The organism is Castellaniella hirudinis (assembly GCF_042651965.1).
In the GTDB taxonomy this organism is placed as follows: Bacteria; Pseudomonadota; Gammaproteobacteria; order Burkholderiales; family Burkholderiaceae_B; genus Castellaniella; species Castellaniella hirudinis.
In genome coordinates this window covers 135,430-153,183 of sequence record NZ_JBHSDY010000001.1, presented here as the reverse complement: position 1 = coordinate 153,183, position 17,754 = coordinate 135,430, and the positions used below count along the sequence as shown (strand labels likewise).

General features: G+C 66.2%; 18 protein-coding genes and 1 tRNA gene. 14 read left to right on the top strand and 5 right to left on the bottom strand.

The genetic code is table 11. The features are described from left to right. Positions 1 to 41 precede the first annotated feature (41 nt). On the top strand, positions 42 to 1,310 hold the full coding sequence (locus tag ACFO0J_RS00785; protein ID WP_376811159.1) for a M20/M25/M40 family metallo-hydrolase: 1,269 nt from the start codon (positions 42 to 44) through the stop codon (positions 1,308 to 1,310). A 79-nt stretch (positions 1,311 to 1,389) separates the two neighbouring features. Here ACFO0J_RS00785 and fabI read toward each other — a convergent pair whose 3' ends face one another. The 3 genes from fabI to gloB form a co-directional block, all read right to left on the bottom strand. Beyond that, entirely contained in the window at positions 1,390 to 2,172 is a 783-nt protein-coding gene (gene fabI, locus ACFO0J_RS00780; protein ID WP_376811158.1) for an enoyl-ACP reductase FabI, read from the bottom strand. Positions 2,173 to 2,196: 24 nt separating this feature from the next. Next, complete coding sequence (locus ACFO0J_RS00775) at positions 2,197 to 3,597, bottom strand: transglycosylase SLT domain-containing protein (RefSeq protein WP_376811157.1); 1,401 nt, start codon at positions 3,595 to 3,597, stop codon at positions 2,197 to 2,199. 111 nt (positions 3,598 to 3,708) lie between these two features. Next, the gene (gloB, locus tag ACFO0J_RS00770; protein WP_376811156.1) at positions 3,709 to 4,518 is read right to left on the bottom strand and encodes a hydroxyacylglutathione hydrolase; all 810 of its coding nucleotides are present in this window, start codon (positions 4,516 to 4,518) and stop codon (positions 3,709 to 3,711) included. A gap of 15 nt (positions 4,519 to 4,533) precedes the next feature. Here gloB and ACFO0J_RS00765 point away from each other — a divergent pair, with 15 nt between their 5' ends. From ACFO0J_RS00765 to ACFO0J_RS00750, 4 genes are all read left to right on the top strand, one after another. Next, positions 4,534 to 5,304: a class I SAM-dependent methyltransferase gene (locus ACFO0J_RS00765; RefSeq protein WP_376811155.1), complete on the top strand. Its 771-nt coding sequence runs from the start codon at positions 4,534 to 4,536 to the stop codon at positions 5,302 to 5,304. Continuing rightward, positions 5,297 to 5,752, top strand: a complete 456-nt coding sequence (gene rnhA, locus ACFO0J_RS00760) for a ribonuclease HI (protein WP_376811154.1) — start codon at positions 5,297 to 5,299, stop codon at positions 5,750 to 5,752. Before ACFO0J_RS00765 ends, rnhA begins: the two co-directional genes overlap by 8 nt. Positions 5,753 to 5,795: 43 nt before the next feature. Next, the gene (gene dnaQ / locus ACFO0J_RS00755) at positions 5,796 to 6,542 is read left to right on the top strand and encodes a DNA polymerase III subunit epsilon (RefSeq protein WP_376811153.1); all 747 of its coding nucleotides are present in this window, start codon (positions 5,796 to 5,798) and stop codon (positions 6,540 to 6,542) included. A gap of 136 nt (positions 6,543 to 6,678) precedes the next feature. Next, positions 6,679 to 6,753, top strand: a tRNA-Val gene (locus tag ACFO0J_RS00750). Between the two features lie 10 nt (positions 6,754 to 6,763). On the opposite strand, the gene ACFO0J_RS00745 is transcribed toward ACFO0J_RS00750, so the two are convergent. Continuing rightward, complete coding sequence (locus tag ACFO0J_RS00745) at positions 6,764 to 8,317, bottom strand: GGDEF domain-containing protein (RefSeq protein WP_376811152.1); 1,554 nt, start codon at positions 8,315 to 8,317, stop codon at positions 6,764 to 6,766. A gap of 236 nt (positions 8,318 to 8,553) precedes the next feature. Here ACFO0J_RS00745 and ACFO0J_RS00740 point away from each other — a divergent pair, with 236 nt between their 5' ends. After that, a complete protein-coding gene (locus tag ACFO0J_RS00740; RefSeq protein WP_376811151.1) occupies positions 8,554 to 9,942 on the top strand; it encodes an ABC transporter substrate-binding protein in 1,389 nt (462 codons plus the stop codon). Between the two features lie 113 nt (positions 9,943 to 10,055). Here ACFO0J_RS00740 and ACFO0J_RS00735 read toward each other — a convergent pair whose 3' ends face one another. Then, on the bottom strand, positions 10,056 to 10,430 hold the full coding sequence (locus ACFO0J_RS00735) for a DUF4148 domain-containing protein (RefSeq protein WP_376811150.1): 375 nt from the start codon (positions 10,428 to 10,430) through the stop codon (positions 10,056 to 10,058). Between the two features lie 216 nt (positions 10,431 to 10,646). On the opposite strand from ACFO0J_RS00735, the gene ACFO0J_RS00730 reads away from it, so the two are divergent. From ACFO0J_RS00730 to ACFO0J_RS00695, 8 genes are all read left to right on the top strand, one after another. Then, a complete protein-coding gene (locus tag ACFO0J_RS00730) occupies positions 10,647 to 11,561 on the top strand; it encodes a LysR family transcriptional regulator (protein WP_376811149.1) in 915 nt (304 codons plus the stop codon). A 144-nt stretch (positions 11,562 to 11,705) separates the two neighbouring features. Then, on the top strand, positions 11,706 to 13,199 hold the full coding sequence (locus tag ACFO0J_RS00725) for an aldehyde dehydrogenase family protein (RefSeq protein WP_376811148.1): 1,494 nt from the start codon (positions 11,706 to 11,708) through the stop codon (positions 13,197 to 13,199). A gap of 114 nt (positions 13,200 to 13,313) precedes the next feature. Beyond that, positions 13,314 to 14,186, top strand: a complete 873-nt coding sequence (locus tag ACFO0J_RS00720; RefSeq protein ID WP_376811147.1) for a transporter — start codon at positions 13,314 to 13,316, stop codon at positions 14,184 to 14,186. Between the two features lie 23 nt (positions 14,187 to 14,209). Further along, on the top strand, positions 14,210 to 15,406 hold the full coding sequence (locus tag ACFO0J_RS00715) for an amine dehydrogenase large subunit (RefSeq protein WP_376811146.1): 1,197 nt from the start codon (positions 14,210 to 14,212) through the stop codon (positions 15,404 to 15,406). Next, the gene (locus tag ACFO0J_RS00710) at positions 15,399 to 15,947 is read left to right on the top strand and encodes a MauE/DoxX family redox-associated membrane protein (protein ID WP_376811145.1); all 549 of its coding nucleotides are present in this window, start codon (positions 15,399 to 15,401) and stop codon (positions 15,945 to 15,947) included. Before ACFO0J_RS00715 ends, ACFO0J_RS00710 begins: the two co-directional genes overlap by 8 nt. Continuing rightward, on the top strand, positions 15,944 to 16,576 hold the full coding sequence (gene mauD, locus ACFO0J_RS00705; protein ID WP_376811144.1) for a methylamine dehydrogenase accessory protein MauD: 633 nt from the start codon (positions 15,944 to 15,946) through the stop codon (positions 16,574 to 16,576). The genes ACFO0J_RS00710 and mauD overlap by 4 nt, the downstream gene beginning before the upstream one ends. After that, complete coding sequence (locus tag ACFO0J_RS00700) at positions 16,563 to 17,096, top strand: methylamine dehydrogenase light chain (RefSeq protein WP_376811143.1); 534 nt, start codon at positions 16,563 to 16,565, stop codon at positions 17,094 to 17,096. The genes mauD and ACFO0J_RS00700 overlap by 14 nt, the downstream gene beginning before the upstream one ends. A gap of 24 nt (positions 17,097 to 17,120) precedes the next feature. Then, positions 17,121 to 17,630: a cytochrome C gene (locus ACFO0J_RS00695; RefSeq protein ID WP_376811142.1), complete on the top strand. Its 510-nt coding sequence runs from the start codon at positions 17,121 to 17,123 to the stop codon at positions 17,628 to 17,630. Positions 17,631 to 17,754: the final 124 nt, after the last annotated feature.

Below are 17,754 nucleotides of genomic sequence, written 5' to 3'. Positions count from 1 at the left end.
AGCGCACCTTTCCACAGGCGGCGCCAGGAGACGCCGCTTCCATGACGATTCGAATGACCAAGGAGACCGAAATGAAAGACGCGATCCGCGCCTTTGTGGATGAGCACTTCGAGGAGCAGGTGGCATTGCTGGCCAAGCTGGTGCAATGCCCCTCCGACAATCCGCCCGGCGATTGCGCCGCGCATGCGGAACTGGCGGCGGGCCTGCTCGAACAACTGGGTTTTGTCGTCGAGCGGCATGTCGTCGACGAGGCGGCGGTGCGTGCGGCCGGCATGCGCAGCGTCACCAATCTGATCGTGCGGGATACGTTCGGGCCGGGGCCCACGATCGCCCTGAACGCACACGGCGACGTGGTGCCTCCCGGCGCCGGCTGGAGCGACGGCCCCTACAGCGGGATCGTGCGCGACGGCTGGCTGTATGGGCGCGGCGCGGCGGTGTCAAAGTCCGATTTCACCACGTACGCGTATGCGATGCTGGCCTTGCGAGCGCTCAAGCGCCAGGGGGCGGATTTCAGCGGCAGCGTGGAATTGCACCTGACCTATGATGAGGAAACGGGCGGCCTGGCGGGGCCCGGGTGGCTGCTCGAGCGCAAGCTGAGCACGCCCGATTACGTCATCTCTGCCGCGTTCACACACCATGTGGTCGTCGCCCACAATGGCTGCCTGCATCTGGAAATCACGGTCCATGGCCGTTCCGCGCATGCGGCGTTCCCGACGACGGGGGCCGATGCCATCGAGGCGGCTTCCGTGCTGCTGAATGCCCTGTACGCGTATCGGGACCGCTTGTCCGGCCGTGCTTCGCGCGTGCCGGGCATCGGCAGCCCGACGCTCATCGTCGGGCTGATCGAAGGGGGCATCAATACGAATGTCGTGGCGGACCAGGCGACCCTGCGCATCGACCGGCGCATCATCCCCGAGGAAGATCCCGTTGCGGTGGAAGCCGAACTGAAGGACGTCGTGCAGCAGGCCCTGGCGGCGCTGCCCGGCGTGTCCGCCGATGTGCGGCGCATCCTGCTGGCCCACCCGCTGAGGCCCACGGCCGCTTCGGAACGCCTGGCCGGGCTCCTGTGCGCGCAGGCGGATGACATCCTGGGCAAGCCCGTCACGACGATCGGGATGCCGCTTTATACCGACGCGCGCTTGTACAGCGAGGCCGGCATCCCGACCGTCATGTTCGGCGCCGGGCCGGCGGATCCCCTGGAGGCCAACGGCCATCGCGCGAATGAGCGCGTGCCCTTGCACGAACTGCGGATGGCGACGCGCATCGTGGCCGGCGCCCTGGTCGAGTTGATGAGTGGCGATGCGCCCTAAGGCGTGAACGGGATCGGGGCTGCAGGGACCGTATGTGACGGACCGTCGCCCGATCCCGGGCGGCTGCCAGGCCGGATGCTCAGTCCATGCCCGGCACGGTATTGGAGAACCCGCAGTCCACGTGCAGGATTTCGCCGGTGATGCCGGCGGCCAGGTCCGACAACAGGAAGGACGCGGCGTTGCCGACGTCCTCGATGGTGACGTTGCGGCCCAGCGGCGATTGCGATTCGACGTACTTCAGCATGTTGGAGAAGTCGCGGATGCCGCTGGCGGCCAGGGTCTTGATCGGGCCGGCGGAAATGCCGTTGGCGCGCAGGCCTTTTTTGCCCATGGACTTGGCCAGGTAGCGCACGCTGGCTTCCAGGGATGCCTTGGCCAGGCCCATCATGTTGTAGTTGGGGATGGCTTTTTCAGCGCCCAGGTAGCTCAGGGTCAGGACCGAGCCGTTGCGGCCTTCCAGCATAGGCATCGCGGCCTTGGCCAGGGCGGGGAAGCTGTAGGCGGAGATGTCGTGGGCGATGCGGAAGTTCTCGCGCGTCATGCCGTCCAGGAAATCGCCTTCCAGGGCGTCGCGCGGGGCGAAGCCGATGGAGTGCACCAAGCCGTCTAGGCCGTCCCAGTGTTCGCGCAGCGAGGCGAAAGCGGCCTCGATCTGGGCGTCGTCGGCGACGTCGCAGGGGATGACGATGCTGCTGCCCAGTTCTTCGGCGAAGCCGCGCACGCGGCCTTCAAAGCGTTCGCCGACGTAGGTGAGCGCCAGTTCGGCGCCTTGGGCGCGGCAGGCGTGCGCGATGCCGTAGGCGATGGATCGGTTCGAGAGTACGCCGGTGATCAGGATGCGTTTGCCGTTCAGAAAGCCCATGGTGGTGTCCAGTGAATGAAGTTTTTACCCTTGCACCTCAGTCCCCGGGACGCGCAGGCGCTGGCCGGTGGACAGGGAGGAATTCTTCAGGTTGTTGAGTTTGCGCAGCGCGTCCACCGAAGTGTTGTAGCGCCGTGCCAGCGAATAAAGGGTGTCGCCCTGGCGGATCGTATGCGTGCGGACGACGGGCTTGGGCCGGAAGTCCTGCGTGTTCAGCTTGGCAGACGCCCGGGCTGGGACCTCGACACGCCGGATCGTCCTGGGTTCGGCCGCCGGTTCCGCACCGGGGGACGCGTAGGACGCCAGCATGAGGCCGCCTGCGGGGGCTTCCCGGGCGGGGATCAGCAGGGCGGTGGTGGCGCGGGTCTGCTTCGGGCCCAGCCTGTTGGCCTGGCGCAGTTGGTTCAGCGTGATGCCGTGCGTTTTGGCGATGCTGGCCAGGGACTGGCCCTTTTTCGGGTGGACGACCTGCCAGGACGACAGGCTGCCCGTATAGGATTCCAGGTTGTCGTTGAAGACGCCGACCTTGTCCAGCGGCAGGTGCAGCGCCGGGTTGTGCGCGGCCAGCATGACGGGCCGGTTGTATGAGGGGTTCAGCGCCTGGAAGTCTTCCAGCGGCATTTCCGCCAGGGCGGCGGCCACGGCGATGTCCATGTCGCGCGACTTGTGCACCGTGGTGAAGTACGGGGTGTTGCTGACGCCGGGCAGGGTGATGCCGAATTTGTCCGGGCGGGCGATGATGTTCTTGATGGCCTGGAGCTTGGGCACGTAGTTGCGGGTCTCGTCAGGCATGTCCAGGGCCGTGTAGCCGGTGGGCTTGCCGGCGTTGGCCGCCTTGTCCATGGCGCGTTTCACGGCGCCTTCGCCCCAGTTGTACGAGGCCAGCGCCAGATACCAGTCGCCCTGGAAGTCGTACAGGTAGCTCAGGTAGTCCAGCGCCGCCTGGGTGGATGCGACCGGGTCGCGCCGCTGGTCGCGCCACCAGTCCTGTTCCAGCTTGTAGTGCTGTCCGGTGCTGGGAATGAACTGCCACAGGCCGGAGGCCTGGGACCGCGATAGCGCATTGGGGTTGTAGGCGGATTCGACGAAGGGCAGCAGCGCCAGTTCGGTGGGCAGGCCGCGCCGGTTCAGCTCGTCGACGATGTAGTACAGATACTTGCCCGCCCGCTGGCTCATGAGCAGCACCGATTGCGGGTGCGAGGCGTAGTAGTCCGTCCAGTAGTCGACCCGCTCGTTGCGCAGATTGGGGATGGCGAAACCGCGTCGGATGCGGTCCCACATGTCGCGGGGCGGATGGGTCAGGTCGACGGTGCGCGAGGTGTCTTCCGCGTCATAGGCCTGGCGCTGATCGGCCGTTTGGTGGCGGGTGGCACAACCGGCCAGCACCACCAGGATCAGCGGCAGGAGAAGTCGCAGGATTTTCATGGGTGGATCATTGGGAATTTCGAGGCGCGAATTTCCCGATTTTACCCAAGGAATCCATCATTTGTGCGAAACACTTGAGAAATTGCCGGAATCGCCCTGTCTGCCCGGCCCTTAGCGGAAGTCGTTCTTCCATTGTCGCAGCCCGGCAAAGACGGCCTGGGGCGTGTCCAGGGGCGCCCCGGCTTGTCGGGCGGCGGCTGCGCGGACGTCGGCCCGGCGGCTGTGCAGGAACGGATTGGTGTCCAGCTCCAGGCCGATCGTGGACGGCAGGGTGGGCTGGCCCAGCGCCCGTGTGCGCGTCACGTCCTGCGCGCGTTGCTGCAAGGCGGCATTATCGGGTTCGACCTGCAAGGCCCAGCGGATATTGGAGGCCGTGTATTCGTGCGCGCAGCACACCAGGGTGTCCGGGTGCAGCCCGGCGAGCTTGTCCAGGGAGTCGAGCATCTGGGCGGGCGTGCCTTCGAACAGCCGGCCGCAACCGGCCGCGAACAGCGTGTCGCCGCAGAAGACCGCCGGCCGGCCGGGTTCCAGCAAGCCGGTGTAGGCGATGTGGCCCGCCGTATGGCCGGGGATGTCCAGCACCTGGAACCGCAGCCCCGTGCCGGGCAGGTCCACGGTCTCGCCTTCGGACAGGGGCACGTCGCGCAGCGGGATATTTTCGTGGCGCGGCCCGTAGACGCGCGCCCCGGTTCGCTGTTGTAATGCACGCACCCCGCCGACATGGTCGCCGTGGTGGTGCGTGATCAGGATGGCTTCCAGGATCAGCCCGTCGCGCAGCATCGATTCGACGGGGCCGGATTCGCCGGGGTCCACGACGATCGCATGGCCGTTTTTCTGTACCATCCAGATGTAGTTGTCCGACAGGGCCGGGATGGGCGTCAGGACGGCCGGCGCGGCCTGGATGGGGGCGGACGTGTTCATGGCAAGGGAGTCAGAGTGGCATCGCAGCGCGAACTGCCGATTGAATTGGCCGAATGGCTGGAAACCCCGGCGGGGCAGTACGTGCGCGCCTGGGAACAGCGCCAGGTCGATGCCATGGTTGGCAATGCGTTTGGCTATCATGCCATACAAATCGGGCTGCCGCACTGGAACCTGCTGCAGGCCAACCGCATCCCCTACAAGGCCTGGGCGCATAGCCCCAGCGCGCCTTTTGGCACGCGGGCCGGGCGCCTGGTCTGCGAGCCCGAACAACTGCCTTTCGACACGCAAAGCATCGACCTGCTGGTCATGCCGCACACCCTGGAATGGTGCGCGGACCCGCACCAGGCCCTGCGCGAAGTCGAGCGCGTCCTGATGCCCGAGGGCCGGGTGGTGCTGACCGGCTTCAATCCCTACAGCCTGTGGGGCCTGCGGGAATCCCTGCCGGGCCTGGATTTACGCCTGCCGGTGCCGGTGCCGTCCCAGGTATCGCCTGCACGCCTGAAGGACTGGTTCAAACTCCTGTCCTTCGAGCTGGATCGGGGCCGTTTCGGCTGCTATACCCCCCTGTGCGCGACCCAGGCCTGGCTGCATCGCTGGCGCTTCATGGAACATGCGGGCGACCGCTGGTGGCCTGCCGGCGGCGCCGTGTATGCGATCGCAGCGGTCAAGCGGGTCTCCAGCATGCGCCTGGTCGGACCGGCCTGGCGCAAGCCGCGCCGCCGGCGCGAACGCCGGGCCGCCGTGGCGCCCGTCGCCAATCGAATCAACGAGGATCAACATGGCTGAACCCAGAGTGGACGCCTGGACCGACGGCGCCTGCAAGGGCAATCCGGGTCCGGGCGGGTGGGGCGTATTGCTGCGCCAGGGACCGCACGAAAAATCGCTGCACGGCGGCGAACCGGATACGACCAACAATCGGATGGAACTGATGGCCGTGATCCAGGCGCTGCGGGCGCTCAAGCGGCGCTGCGTCGTGACGGTGCATACGGATTCTTCCTACGTGCAAAAGGGCATGACCGAATGGCTGCCCAACTGGAAGCGGCGCGACTGGCGCACGGCGGACAAGAAGCCGGTGAAGAACGCCGACCTGTGGCAGATTCTGGACGAGCTGGCCGCCGGGCATGAATTACACTGGCGGTGGGTCAAGGGCCATGCCGGCGACCCCGGCAACGAACGGGCGGATGCCCTGGCCAATCTCGGCGTCGAGGACCCTCAGGGCGCCCGCGCCTCCTGAATCTCGCGATAGGGCCGGCCCCGGCGGACCGGCAAGGAATCTCATGCGTCAAATCGTTCTGGATACGGAAACTACGGGCCTGGAGCCCGAGCAGGGCCACCGCGTGGTGGAAATGGCCTGCGTCGAGATCCTCAACCGGCAGGTCACCAAACGGCACCTGCACCTGTACATGAACCCGGACCGGGACAGCGATCCCGAGGCCTTGCGGGTCCACGGCCTGACGACCAAGTTCCTGTCCGATAAGCCGCGTTTTCCGGAAGTCGCCCAGCAACTGGTGGATTTCGTGCGCGACGCCGAGGTCATCATCCACAACGCGGCCTTCGACGTGAAGTTCCTGAACGCCGAACTGCGCCGCGCCAAGCTGCCGCCTTTCACCGAACTGTGCGGCAAGGTCACCGATTCGCTGATGGTGGCGCGCGAAATGTTCCCGGGCAAGCGCAACAATCTGGACGCGCTGTGCGAACGCTTCGGCATTTCCAACGCGCACCGGACCCTGCACGGCGCTTTGCTGGACTCGGAATTGCTGGGCGAGGTCTGGCTGGCCATGACGCGCGGCCAGGATTCTCTGCTGGATGACGGCGCTGACGATTCAGCAAGCGGCGCCGGCGCCGGTGCGGCCGGCGCCCAGGGGCGCTTCGACGCCTCCGGCCTGCCCATCATCCAGGTCGATGCCCAGGCCCTGCAGGCGCACGAGGCCTATCTGGACGGCCTGGACAAGGCGGGCGGCAAACCCTGCCTGTGGCGGCAGATCGATGCACCGCCTGCCGAGGCGGGCGGGGCGGCGGTCTGAGGCGGTGGGGGCAGCCTGGCTGGGCGCCCCCGCAGTCCGGGCGGCTGTCAGCGCCGTCCCGGAAAACCATGTATAATTGCTGTCTTTCCAGTCGGCTGATCCCGCGCGTCCCGCGCAGATCCTGAACAGCCCGATTGGGCGGTTAGCTCAGTGGTAGAGCACTGCCTTCACACGGCAGGGGTCACTGGTTCGAACCCAGTACCGCCCACCATCTCTTATCCTCACCCCATCTCCACCCGATTCTTCCCCGCATGCTTTGCCGCATAGAGCGCAGCATCCGCGCGTTCCAGCAATGCCTTTCTGGCTTGATCGAAACCGGTGTTCAGCACAGCGCCGCGCGTCATGCCGGCGACGCCGATGCTGACTGTGACGCGCTGCCCGTGAGTAGAGCATGCATGTTCCAGCGCGGCGTCGAACACCGCTGCGCATAGGGTGTGCGCCAGCGCCTGGGCCTGGTCGGGGCTGGTATCCGGCAGCAGCACCACGAATTCCTCACCGCCGTAGCGGGCCACCAGGTCGGTCGCGCGGGACGCCACTGACACGATCGTTTGTGCGACGCGTTGCAGGCATTGGTCGCCGGTGACGTGGCCATAGTGATCGTTGTAGTGCTTGAAGTCGTCGACGTCGATCATCAGCACTGACAGGGGCTGGCCGCGCCGGATCGTGCGGTGCCAGTCTTCCCGCAGCCGTTCGTCCAGCGCCAGCCGGTTGGCGACGCCCGTCAGGGGGTCTTGCCGGACCTGCAGTTCCAGCAGGCGCTTGAGGGCGCGTTCGCGGTGCCAGGCCTTGTACTGCATGTAGGCCAGGGCCAGCCACACGCAGAGCAGGCCGGCGGCAATCGGCGTGGCGATGCGCAGCAATTCCCGCCAGCGGCTGGTGAGCGCTTCCTGGGTGTCGATCTTGGAGACCAGGTACCAGGGGGAGCCGGTCACGGACGAGGCCATGGCGATGACGGGTTGATCACGGTAGTCCTGCGCGTAGAACAGGCCCCGCATGCCGGTGACGGCCTGGACCATGGGGTCATCCGTGCGGGTCAGCGGGATGCGCAGGCCGGGCGCGGCTTCGAGCCGGTCGCGCAGCGGGCTCAGCACCCGTGCCTGGTCCTCTTCCCGTATCACGAGCGTGGATTCTGCGGTGTGGCTGGCCGAGGGCCATTTCTCGATCAGAGGGTAGAGCGAGGTGCGCACGTCCACGGCCATCCAGACTGCCGCGATCGGCTCATCGTCGAAGTAAACCGGCGCCAGGAGGCTGAAAAAGGGAAAGGCGAACGCTGAATTCAGGTGGGGTTCGACCGTCTCGGGCTGGGCCCGGGACAAGGCCTGGCGCAGTGCGGCGGATTCGGCGGGGGCCAGATGTCCCGAGGCGACGCCCTCGGGCGCCAGCAGGAGGCCGCCGTCAGTATCGACCAGATAGGCGGCGGCGTAGTCCGATTGTTCGCGCAGCAGGCGCAGCCGGCCCTGGATCAGGTCGCGCAGCGCCGGCTCGTCGGCCAGGTCCGCAGCGACAGACAGGCGCCAGTGGGCCACGGTGCGGCTGAACGGTACGTCGCCCATCAGGGTCTGGGCATCCGCCATCCGGTTTTCACGCCAGGCTCTCAGGATCTGCAGTTGCAGCCGGTTGACCAGCAGCAGTTCCTGCTCGGCCTGATGTTGGTGGCGTTCCTTGATGTCCTGGTAGATCAGACACCCGCCCACGATCAACAACAGACCGAAGACGAGCACCATCCACAAGGCTGACCGCAGCCAGGGGTTCAAGTTATGATGAGCCGTCTTCATGTCTGGCGACCCGTTTCCAGGCCGGAATTCCGCTGTGGTCACTCGCGCAGCGCATTAGTGTCGGCGGGAGTCTTCGCATCTTACCGCAGACCTTTGTTGGTCGTTCAAGCGTCCGGCTCCGGCCGAGGAATCCTGAATTGATTTCCCGTCGCACACTCCTTTCTTCCCCGTTCGCGGCCGCTGCCGTGGCCGGAGCGCCTCTGCGAGCCCGGGCGAGTCCCAGGGATCGGTCGCTCGTGATCAGCCTGTCTTTGCGGCCTGAGAGCCTGGACCCGACCTCGACGGCTGCGGCCGCAGCCGGCGAGGTCGTCTATGGCAACGTCTTTGAAGGCCTGACCCGGATCAAGGAAAGCGGCCGGGTCGCGCCCTTGCTGGCGCAGGCGTGGGATGTGTCCGACGATCAGTTGCGTTACCGATTCCGGCTGCGGCCGGACGTGCGCTTCCACGATGGGAAACCCCTGGATGCGTCGGTGGTCGCCTACAGCCTGGAACGGGCGAAATCCCTGGGCCATGCGAACAAGCTGGCCGCGACGCTGGCCAATATCGAGGCCGTTCGGACCCTGGATGCCGGGACGGTCGAGCTGATCCTGCGGCATGCTGACCCGTTTCTGCTGTTTCGGCTGGGCGAGCCGCCGGCCGTCATTCTGCATCCGGACAGCGCCGACCGTGCCGCGCAGACACCTGTAGGCACCGGCCCCTATGAGCTGAAGCGGCGGCCGGACGGTGATATCGACCTGCGGCGCTGGGATGGGTTCCGCGCGCCCGGGAAGATCCGGATCAAGGCGGCGACCTTTCGTTTCATTCCCGATCCCGAGCAGCAGATCCAGGCGGTCCTGGATCAGCGGATCGATCTGTTGTTCCGGGCGGCGACCACCAGCATCGAGCGTTTCGACGCCAGCAGCCATTACGGCATTTTGGCCGGCAGTTCCTCCGGCAAGGGCATGATGGCCATCAACCACCGGCGTGCGCCGCTGGGGGATGTGCGGGTACGGCGCGCGCTGATGCACGCCATCGACCGTGAAGCCTTCATCCGCGAGGTGCTGCACGGCCGGGGGCGGGCCATCGGCAGCCATTTCGTGCCGACCGACCCGGACTACGTCAACCTGACGGCGGTCTATCCTTACGATCCGGAACGGGCGCGGGCCTTGCTCAAAGAGGCCGGCGTGTCGCTGCCGCTGACGCTGGACCTGACCTTGCCGCCCACGCCCTATGCCCTGGCGGGCGGTCCGGTGATCGCGCGTGCGCTACAGGCCGTCGGCATCCAGACCCGCCTGCAGCGGGTGGCCTGGGCCGAATGGCTGTCCGGCGCATTCCGCGGCCGGTTCGACCTGTCCCTGATCCTGCATGTCGAGCCGCTGGACTACGCGATTTATACCCGGCCGGATTATTACTTCGGCTACGACAGTCCGGCGTTCCGGGCGCTGGTCGACGAGCATGACGCCAGCATGAATCCGCGTGTGCGCAGCCGCCTGTTCCGGCAGATGCAGCGTCATCTGACCGATGACGCGGTGAATGCCTGGATCTTTTCCCCAGAGATCATTTCAGTGGTCCGCAAGGGCTTGAACGGCGTGCCGATGGATTATCCGATCTTCGCCCATGACGTGGGCGCCATGTACTGGGCTTGAGGCCCGCCTCGCCGCTTGCAAGCGGTTCGTGCCTGACGCACCCTCGTCCATGACGCCGCCCCCGCGCGCCGGATGAGCGGCGGGCGGGGGCGGGATGGCGCGTGTGCGGGGAATTACAGCGGATACTGCTCGTTGTCGCTGATGTTCACTGCGCCGTCGGCGCGTGCGGTGGCCAGTTCGCTCAGGACCTGGGCGCGGGTCTTGGCGGCGCCTTCGGCGTGGACCTGGGGATATTGGGCTTGTTCACCGAACTCGACCTGGCCCTGGGCTTGGGCCAGGCGCAGTGCGTTGACCACTTCCGCGCGGCTCAGGGTGCTGGGCGTGCTTTCGACCGGGTAGTTGCCTTGTTCGCCGATGGTCACGATGCCCTGGGCCTGGGCTTCGTGCAGTTGCTGGACGACGTCGGCGCGGGTCAGGTCGGCGGCTTGGGCCAGGCCGACAGAGGCGAGACCGAGCGAGAGGGCGGCGAGGGTAGCGGTGACTTTCATGATGGTTTCCTTCAATCAAGGTTAGAAATGGGGCAGGGCGCTGCGGGCTTTCCGTGTTGCGCGCTATGTCCTGCCTCGATGAAACGTATTCTGCGCTATCTCTGCCTTGTGATAAACAGGCTGAATGCGAATTCAGTTTTCCATTCATGAAGGCAATCGAGGCGGGAATGCGGGACAATGTCACGCTCGGGCCGGATCTTGCCCAGGAAAGAAGTCATGTCTCCTTCATTGAACGATATCGAGCTGTTCGTCGAGGTGGCGCGCGGCCGGGGTTTTACCCGCGCGAGCGAGGCGCTGGACATGCCGGCGTCCACGATTTCCCGGCGGATCTCGGCGCTGGAAAAATCCATCGGCGTGCGCTTGCTGAACCGCTCCACCCGCAAGGTGAGCCTGACCGAGGCCGGCGCGGCGTATTTCGCGCGTTGTCAGCACATTGTGGAAGAAGCCCGCATCGCCCATGAAATGCTCGTGGACGAGGCCAGCAATCCGCGCGGACGCCTGAAGGTGTCGATGCCGTCCACGCTGGCCATGTCGCTGCTCTCGAACGCTTTGCGGGAGTTTTCGCTGCGCTACCCGGAGATCGAGTGCGAGTACGACCTCAGCATCCGGCGGATCAACCTGCAGTCGGATCCCTACGACGTGGTGATCCGGGTGGGCGAGCCGCCCGATTCCGGGATCGTGTCGCGGCGGCTCGGCACCTTGGTCCTGGGGCTGTACGCGTCCCGGGGGTATCTGGACGCGCAAGGGACTCCCGACAGTCCGGCGGACCTGGCGCGACATGAGTGCCTGCGCGCCACCGCCGAGCGAGTGGACTCCCTCTGGACCCTGTTTGCCCGGGACGGCCAGGAACAGCGGGTCCGGGTCCGGGGGCGGATTGCCGTGAATCAGGTGCTGATGCTGCGCCGCATGGGGGAAGCGGGCATGGGCATCGTGCCCTTGTCCGTTCAGGACATGAAGGGCGGCGGCCTGGTCCGGGTGTTGCCGGACTGGTCTTTTGCACCCATTCCCATGGTGGCCTTGTTCCCGTCGCGGATGATGCCGGCCCGGGCGCGGGTCTTCATCGATTTCGTCAAGGAACGGCTCGCGGCGGTGGACATTCTGTCGGGTGTCGCCGAGGCGGCGCGGGCCTAGTGTGAACAGGCCCTGGAGCGCCCGGGAGGCGGTGTCCCGGGGGCCGGCGTGCACGGGGTGACATCTTTCGGTGCACGGCGTGACAATTGACAGCGGGCGGGCGCGGGTATTCTTCGCTTGAATCAATGCGAAGAAGAGGTAGACATGACCGCGACGGATCCGCGCCCCGAGCAGGCCGCCATTCGGGAACACATGATCATCGACGGCACACCCTGCACTCAGGGGGAAGGCCGCCTGCCCGTCTATGATCCGGCGACCGGCGACATCATCGCCCATCAGGTCGAAGCCGGTCCCGCCCAGGTGGATCAGGCGGTGCGGGCCGCGCGCCGCGCCTTCGAGTCTTCCGCCTGGCGCGCCATGACGCCGGCGGGCCGCGAGCGCCTGCTGCTGGCGCTGGCCGACCGCGTCGAGGCCGAGGGCGAGTCCCTGTCGCGGCTCGAGACGCTGAACAACGGCAAGTTGCTGGGCCTGTCCCGGATGCTCGAAGTCGGCGCCAGCGCGCAATGGCTGCGCTACATGGCGGGCTGGGCGACCAAGATCACGGGCGAAACCCTGAACCTGTCGATTCCATTCCCGCCGGGCGTCCAGTATCACGCGCATACCCGGGCGGAACCCGTCGGGGTCGTCGCCGCGATCGTGCCCTGGAATTTCCCCCTGCTGATGGCCGTCTGGAAAATTGCCCCCGCCGTGGCGGCGGGCTGCACGGTCGTGCTCAAGCCGGCCGAGGAGACCCCGTTGACGGCGATCCGGCTGGCGGAACTCGCGCTCGAAGTCGGCTTCCCGCCCGGGGTGATCAATGTGATCACGGGCCGGGGCGAGACGACCGGCGCGGCGCTCGTCGCCCATGCCGACGTCAACAAGATTTCCTTCACCGGGTCCACCGAAGTCGGCAAGCTCATCGGCCATGCCGCGCTGGACGACATGAAGCGGATTTCGCTCGAACTGGGCGGCAAGTCGCCGGTCCTGATCATGGATGATTGCCCCATCGATCAGGCGATCCAGGGCGCGGCCGGGGCCATTTTCTTTAATCAGGGCCAGGTGTGCACGGCCGGTTCGCGGCTGTTCATCCAGGAAGGCCTCTACGATCAGGTGCTGGAAGGCCTGGCGGCCGTTGCGGACAGCCTCAGGATCGGCTCCGGCTTCGATCCGGACACGCAGATCGGTCCCATGGTGTCGGCGCGCCACCGCCAGCGGGTTTCCGACTTCATCGCGGCCGGACGCGCCTCGGGCGCGCGCGTGGTGGCGGGTGGACAGGCCTGGGACGGCCCGGGCTATTTCGTGCGGCCGACGGTGTTCGACGGCGCCGCACCCGATGCCACGATCGTGCGCGAGGAAATCTTCGGCCCCGTCGTCGTGGCGGCGCGGTTCCGCGACGAGGACCAGGCCGTGGCCTTGGCCAACGACACGCGCTTCGGCCTGGGGGCCAGCATCTGGAGCCATGACCTGGGCCGCGTGCATCGCCTGGTGCCGCGCATCCAGGCCGGTACGGTCTGGGTCAACACCCACAACATGCTGGACCCGAGCATGCCGTTCGGCGGCTACAAGCAGTCCGGGGTCGGGCGCGAACATGGCCGCGCCGTGATCGACAACTATATCGAAACCAAGTCGGTTTGCATCGCCTATCCGGGCGCTGCCTGACGGCTGGTGTCCTGCTTGGTTAGTTCGCGCAATTAGCCAAACAGGACACTAGGTTTCAGCAGTTTTTTTCATTCCAACAGAGCCGGCCCGGAAGCCGGCCACGAGGAGACATGCATGACGATGATGCGTACGATGCGCAGGCTTGCGCTGGCTGCCGCCCTGGCGGCGGCAGGTTCCGCTCAGGCGGGGGATCCCAGCGCGCGGGACTGGATTCCGGCGCCGCCGGGCACCAGTGTGTTCGCGGCCTACTTGTTCGGCCTGAATTCCCATGGTTTCTATGACCATGGGAATCGGGTGGATGACGGGCCCACGGTGGACGTGCGGGGCATGGTGCTGCGCCCCATGTATTTCAGCGAGGTCCTGGGCAAAACCGTCCAGTACGAACTGATCCTGCCGGCCACGCGCACCACCATCGGGGTCAGCGGCGAGCCCGACGACCGGGTGACCGGCGTGGGCGACGCCCAACTGGGCGCGGCGGTCTGGTTCGTCAACAACCAGGAGACCAAGACCTGGTTCGCCTGGGAGCCCTTCATCACCGTGCCGACCGGCCGCTATCACAGCAATCACGCCGATGCCTCGTCCGGGAAAAACCGCTGGACGACGATCCAGGACTTCGCCTTTGTGCAGGGGGTCGGCGAATCGACCTTCCTCGAGGCCGTCGCCGAATTCGAGTTCTTCGGCGACAACACCAATTACTACGGCGGCACGCTCAAGAAGGCGCCGGCCATCCGCCTGATGGCGTTGGCGTCGACCAACATCACCGAGAGCACCTACGTGGGCATGCGCTACCGCTACGAAACGGGCGGCCGCGAAAAGGTCGATGGCGTCGAGACGGTATCCAGCGCCAGGAACCACCAACTGGCCTTCGAGATCACCCACCAGATCAATGACGCCAATCAGGTGCAACTGCAGTACATCCACGACCTGAAGGTCGAGAACGGTCCGCGCATGCGCGGTGTGCAGATGCGTTACGTCTACGCCTTCTAGGCCGGACCCAGGAGACTCACGCCATGAAAAAACCAGTATTCAGGATCTCAACCGGGATGGGCCTGCTGTCGGCGGCATTGTTGCTGAGCGCCGCCGCCGGCGTCCAGGCCGCCCCGCCTCTGCCGGTCGAGCAGTTGACCGGCGGCCATTCGGTCAAGGTCGCCCCGGACCAGCGCATCTATGTGATGGATTCGGTGTTTTTCCACCTGACCGACAGCCGTCTGAAGGAGTTCGACCGCAACACCGGCAAGCTCCTGGGGATGATCCCCACCGCGTTCAACGGCCAGGCCCAGGTCTCAAAGGACGGCAAGCAGATCTATGTCGCCACCACGTATTTCGAGCGCATCACGCGGGGCGAGCGCACGGACGTGGTCGAAGTCTGGGACAACGAAAAGCTCAGCTTCGTGCGGGAAATCAAGATCCCGCCCAAGCGGGCCGGCTCTTTGAACTACGACGGCATTTTCCGCCAGACGGGGGACGGCCATTTCGTCCTGGTGCAGAACGCCACGCCGGCTGCTTCGGTCAGCGTGGTCGATATGCGGAAAAACGCCTTCGTCGATGAAATCACCGCCACGGCGGGCTGCTGGAGCATCATTCCCGTGCCGGGCACGCCGCGCAGCTTCTCCACGATCTGCGGTGACGGCGCCCTGCTGACGATCACGCTGGGGGATGACGGCAAGGTGGCGTCCCAGGCGCGCAGCGAGCCCATGTTCCCGGTCAAGGACGACCCCGTCTTCATCACCCCGGGCCGCCTGTCCAACGCCATGGTGTTCGTCTCCTTCTACGGCAATGTCTATACGGCCAGGCCGCAAAAGGACGGCGCCATGAAATTCGACCCCGTCTGGTCCCTGCTCGACGACGCGGACCGGGCGCAGCACTGGGTGCCGGGCGGCTACAACCTGCTGGCGGTCGAACCGAAGAGCGAGCGCCTGTATATCTTCATGCATCCGGACGGTGTCGAGGGTTCCCACAAGCATCCCGCCGCCGAGATCTGGGTCTACGATCTGAAGACCCGCAAGCGCATCGCCCGCGTGCCGGGCAAGGATGCGCTGTCCATGTCCGTCGTTCCGGGCAAGAAGCCTCAACTGCTGACCATCGATGGCGGGAATGTCCATGTCTATGACATCTCCAAGCCCGAGCCGAAAGAGGTCCTGACGATCCCGGAGGCGGCCGAGGCGTCCTTGCAACTGATGGGCTATGCGGGAGGCGGCAATGGGTGATCCTGTCATCGCGTACGCCGCGCTGGCGGTGCTGACGGCGATCTTCTGGCTGGGCGCCCTGCACAAGCTGCGCGACTGGTCCGGGTTCGAAGCGGCCGTGGCGGGTTACCGCCTGCTGCCGACCGTGTTGCACCGGCCGTTCGCGCTCGTCTTCGTCGTGGCCGAACTGCTGGCCGGGGGGCTGCTGCTATGGCCCGCTGCACGCGCGGCGGGCGTGGCTGTGGCGCTGGCCGTCCTGGCTGCGGCCACGCTGGGCGTGACCGTGAATCTGCTGCGGGGCCGCACCGACATCGACTGCGGTTGCGGCGGCCTGTCCCAGGCGCCGGCCAGCCTGTCCTGGTGGGTGGTGGCGCGCAACGGCCTGCTCGCGCTGTTGGCCCTGCCGGCCTGGCCCGGGATCGGCGGTCCTGCGGTGCGTGACCTGGTCTGGCTGGACGGCGTCACGTTCTTCGGCATGTCGCTGGCCCTGCTCGGCCTCTATCTCGCTTTCAATCAGTTGCTCGCATCCCATCTCGAGATGCGCAAAAGGAGTCAATCATGACGGCATTGATCGTATCGAATATCGTGTTGTGGGTCGTGACGCTGGCCTTGCTGCTGGTGGTGCTGGCCTTGTCCCGGCAGATCGGCGTCCTGTACGAGCGGGTCGCCCCGATGGGCGCCCTGACCATCGACAAGGGGCCGGCGGTGGGGGCTGCCTCGCCCCGCTTCGAACTCACCGACCTGCTGGGCCGCCCCCTGAGCATCGGCCATGGCGGCGGGCGCGGCCAGTTGCTGTTCTTCGTGTCCCCCACCTGCCCGGTGTGCAAGAAGCTGCTGCCCATCCTGAAGTCGGTGGCGCGCACCGAAGGCGCCTGGCTGGACATCGTGCTGGCCAGCGACGGCGAGATGCCCGAGCACCTGGCCTTCTACCGCAAGGCCGGCCTGGAAGCCTTTCCCTACGCGCTGTCCACCGAGGTCGGCATGCGTTTCCAGGTCAGCAAGCTGCCCTATGCCATTCTGATCGATGAGCAGGGCGTCGTCCGGGCCAAGGGCCTGATCAATTCCCGCGAACAGCTCGAAAGCCTGTTCACGGCCAAGGAAATCGGTGTGGCCTCGGCCCAGGAATGGCTGGAACGCGGCACGACGGTCCAGGAAATCACGCGCAAGGAGAATAGCAATGCGATGGCTTGATCATTTCGGTGAATCCCTGACCCGCAAGGTAGCCCACGCCTCGTCGCGGCGCAGCGTGTTGTGTTCGATCGGCAAGGTGTTCGTCGGCACGGCCTTCGTCATGCCGGTCCTGCCGGTCGCCCGGATCGCCAAGGCCGCGGAAGCGGCGCCCAAGACGGACCTGGATACCGCGACCGAAGAAGAATTGTCCTCGTGCGATTACTGGCGCTATTGCGCGGTGGACGGTTTTTTGTGCACCTGCTGCGGCGGTTCGGCGACGACCTGCCCGCCGGGCAGCGAGCCCTCGCCCATCTCGTGGGTCGGGACCTGCCACAATCCCAAGGATGGCAAGGACTATCTGGTCAGCTACCACGACTGCTGCGGCAAGACGGCCTGCGGCCGGTGCTACTGCGGCGGCCAGGTGCGTGAACGGCCGGGCTACGAGTTCTTCCTGCACAATGATGTGAACTGGTGCATGGCCAACAGCAACACGACCTACCATTGCACCGTCTCCACCATCGTGGGGCTGGGCAAGAATTGACCTTCAGGCAGGAGGGAGCGGATCATGTCCAAATTCGTGCGCGGGTTCAGGACGGGTCTGTGCCTGGCGCTGGCCCTGTCGGCCCCGGTCGGGGCCGCGCAGACCGGGGCCGCCTCGCATGCGATGCTTGAATCCATGGCGGCCAGCCAGTCGGCCTACAAGGATTACATGCTCAATTGTGGGGGCTGCCACCGCTTCGACGGCCAGGGCGTGGCCCGCAATGCGGTGCCCAGTTTCCTCAATTCCATCGGCCTGTTCACCCGCCTGCCTGAAGGCCGGGAATACATGATCCGCGTGCCGGGCGCCGCTCAGTCGCAATTGGGCAACGCCGAGCTCGCGGACGTGCTGAACTGGATGGTCGCCAACTTCAGCCCGGATACGGTCACGCCCGATTTCAGGCCGTTCACGGCCGGCGAGGTCGGGGCGGTCCGGCCCTATCGCTTCGATGATGTCGTGGCCGCGCGCCGGCAACTGGAAGCCAGGCTGCAAAAGCTGGGCCTGACGCCCGCCCCGTATCTCTATGGATCAAATTGAGCGCGCGGGCGCGCCGCCCCTTCCCAGGCGCCTGTGGATTCGACCGTCACCGGGCCTCGGGGCCGTCCGGCTAGGGGTTTGTCCCGCTGGCCGGAATGGCGTTGGGGCGCTAGATTTCCCGATA

Bases quoted from the DNA above. Each gene is read 5' to 3' on its own strand.
- mauD (WP_376811144.1), top strand. From the start codon at position 15,944: ATGACGGCATTGATCGTATCGAATATCGTGTTGTGGGTCGTGACGCTG.
- rnhA (WP_376811154.1), top strand. From the start codon at position 5,297: ATGGCTGAACCCAGAGTGGACGCCTGGACCGACGGCGCCTGCAAGGGC.
- ACFO0J_RS00700 (WP_376811143.1), top strand. From the start codon at position 16,563: ATGCGATGGCTTGATCATTTCGGTGAATCCCTGACCCGCAAGGTAGCC.
- ACFO0J_RS00725 (WP_376811148.1), top strand. From the start codon at position 11,706: ATGACCGCGACGGATCCGCGCCCCGAGCAGGCCGCCATTCGGGAACAC.
- ACFO0J_RS00710 (WP_376811145.1), top strand. From the start codon at position 15,399: ATGGGTGATCCTGTCATCGCGTACGCCGCGCTGGCGGTGCTGACGGCG.
- fabI (WP_376811158.1), bottom strand. From the start codon at position 2,172: ATGGGCTTTCTGAACGGCAAACGCATCCTGATCACCGGCGTACTCTCG.
- ACFO0J_RS00775 (WP_376811157.1), bottom strand. From the start codon at position 3,597: ATGAAAATCCTGCGACTTCTCCTGCCGCTGATCCTGGTGGTGCTGGCC.
- ACFO0J_RS00745 (WP_376811152.1), bottom strand. From the start codon at position 8,317: ATGAAGACGGCTCATCATAACTTGAACCCCTGGCTGCGGTCAGCCTTG.
- ACFO0J_RS00715 (WP_376811146.1), top strand. From the start codon at position 14,210: ATGAAAAAACCAGTATTCAGGATCTCAACCGGGATGGGCCTGCTGTCG.
- ACFO0J_RS00735 (WP_376811150.1), bottom strand. From the start codon at position 10,430: ATGAAAGTCACCGCTACCCTCGCCGCCCTCTCGCTCGGTCTCGCCTCT.
- gloB (WP_376811156.1), bottom strand. From the start codon at position 4,518: ATGAACACGTCCGCCCCCATCCAGGCCGCGCCGGCCGTCCTGACGCCC.
- ACFO0J_RS00785 (WP_376811159.1), top strand. From the start codon at position 42: ATGACGATTCGAATGACCAAGGAGACCGAAATGAAAGACGCGATCCGC.
- ACFO0J_RS00720 (WP_376811147.1), top strand. From the start codon at position 13,314: ATGACGATGATGCGTACGATGCGCAGGCTTGCGCTGGCTGCCGCCCTG.
- dnaQ (WP_376811153.1), top strand. From the start codon at position 5,796: ATGCGTCAAATCGTTCTGGATACGGAAACTACGGGCCTGGAGCCCGAG.
- ACFO0J_RS00695 (WP_376811142.1), top strand. From the start codon at position 17,121: ATGTCCAAATTCGTGCGCGGGTTCAGGACGGGTCTGTGCCTGGCGCTG.
- ACFO0J_RS00730 (WP_376811149.1), top strand. From the start codon at position 10,647: ATGTCTCCTTCATTGAACGATATCGAGCTGTTCGTCGAGGTGGCGCGC.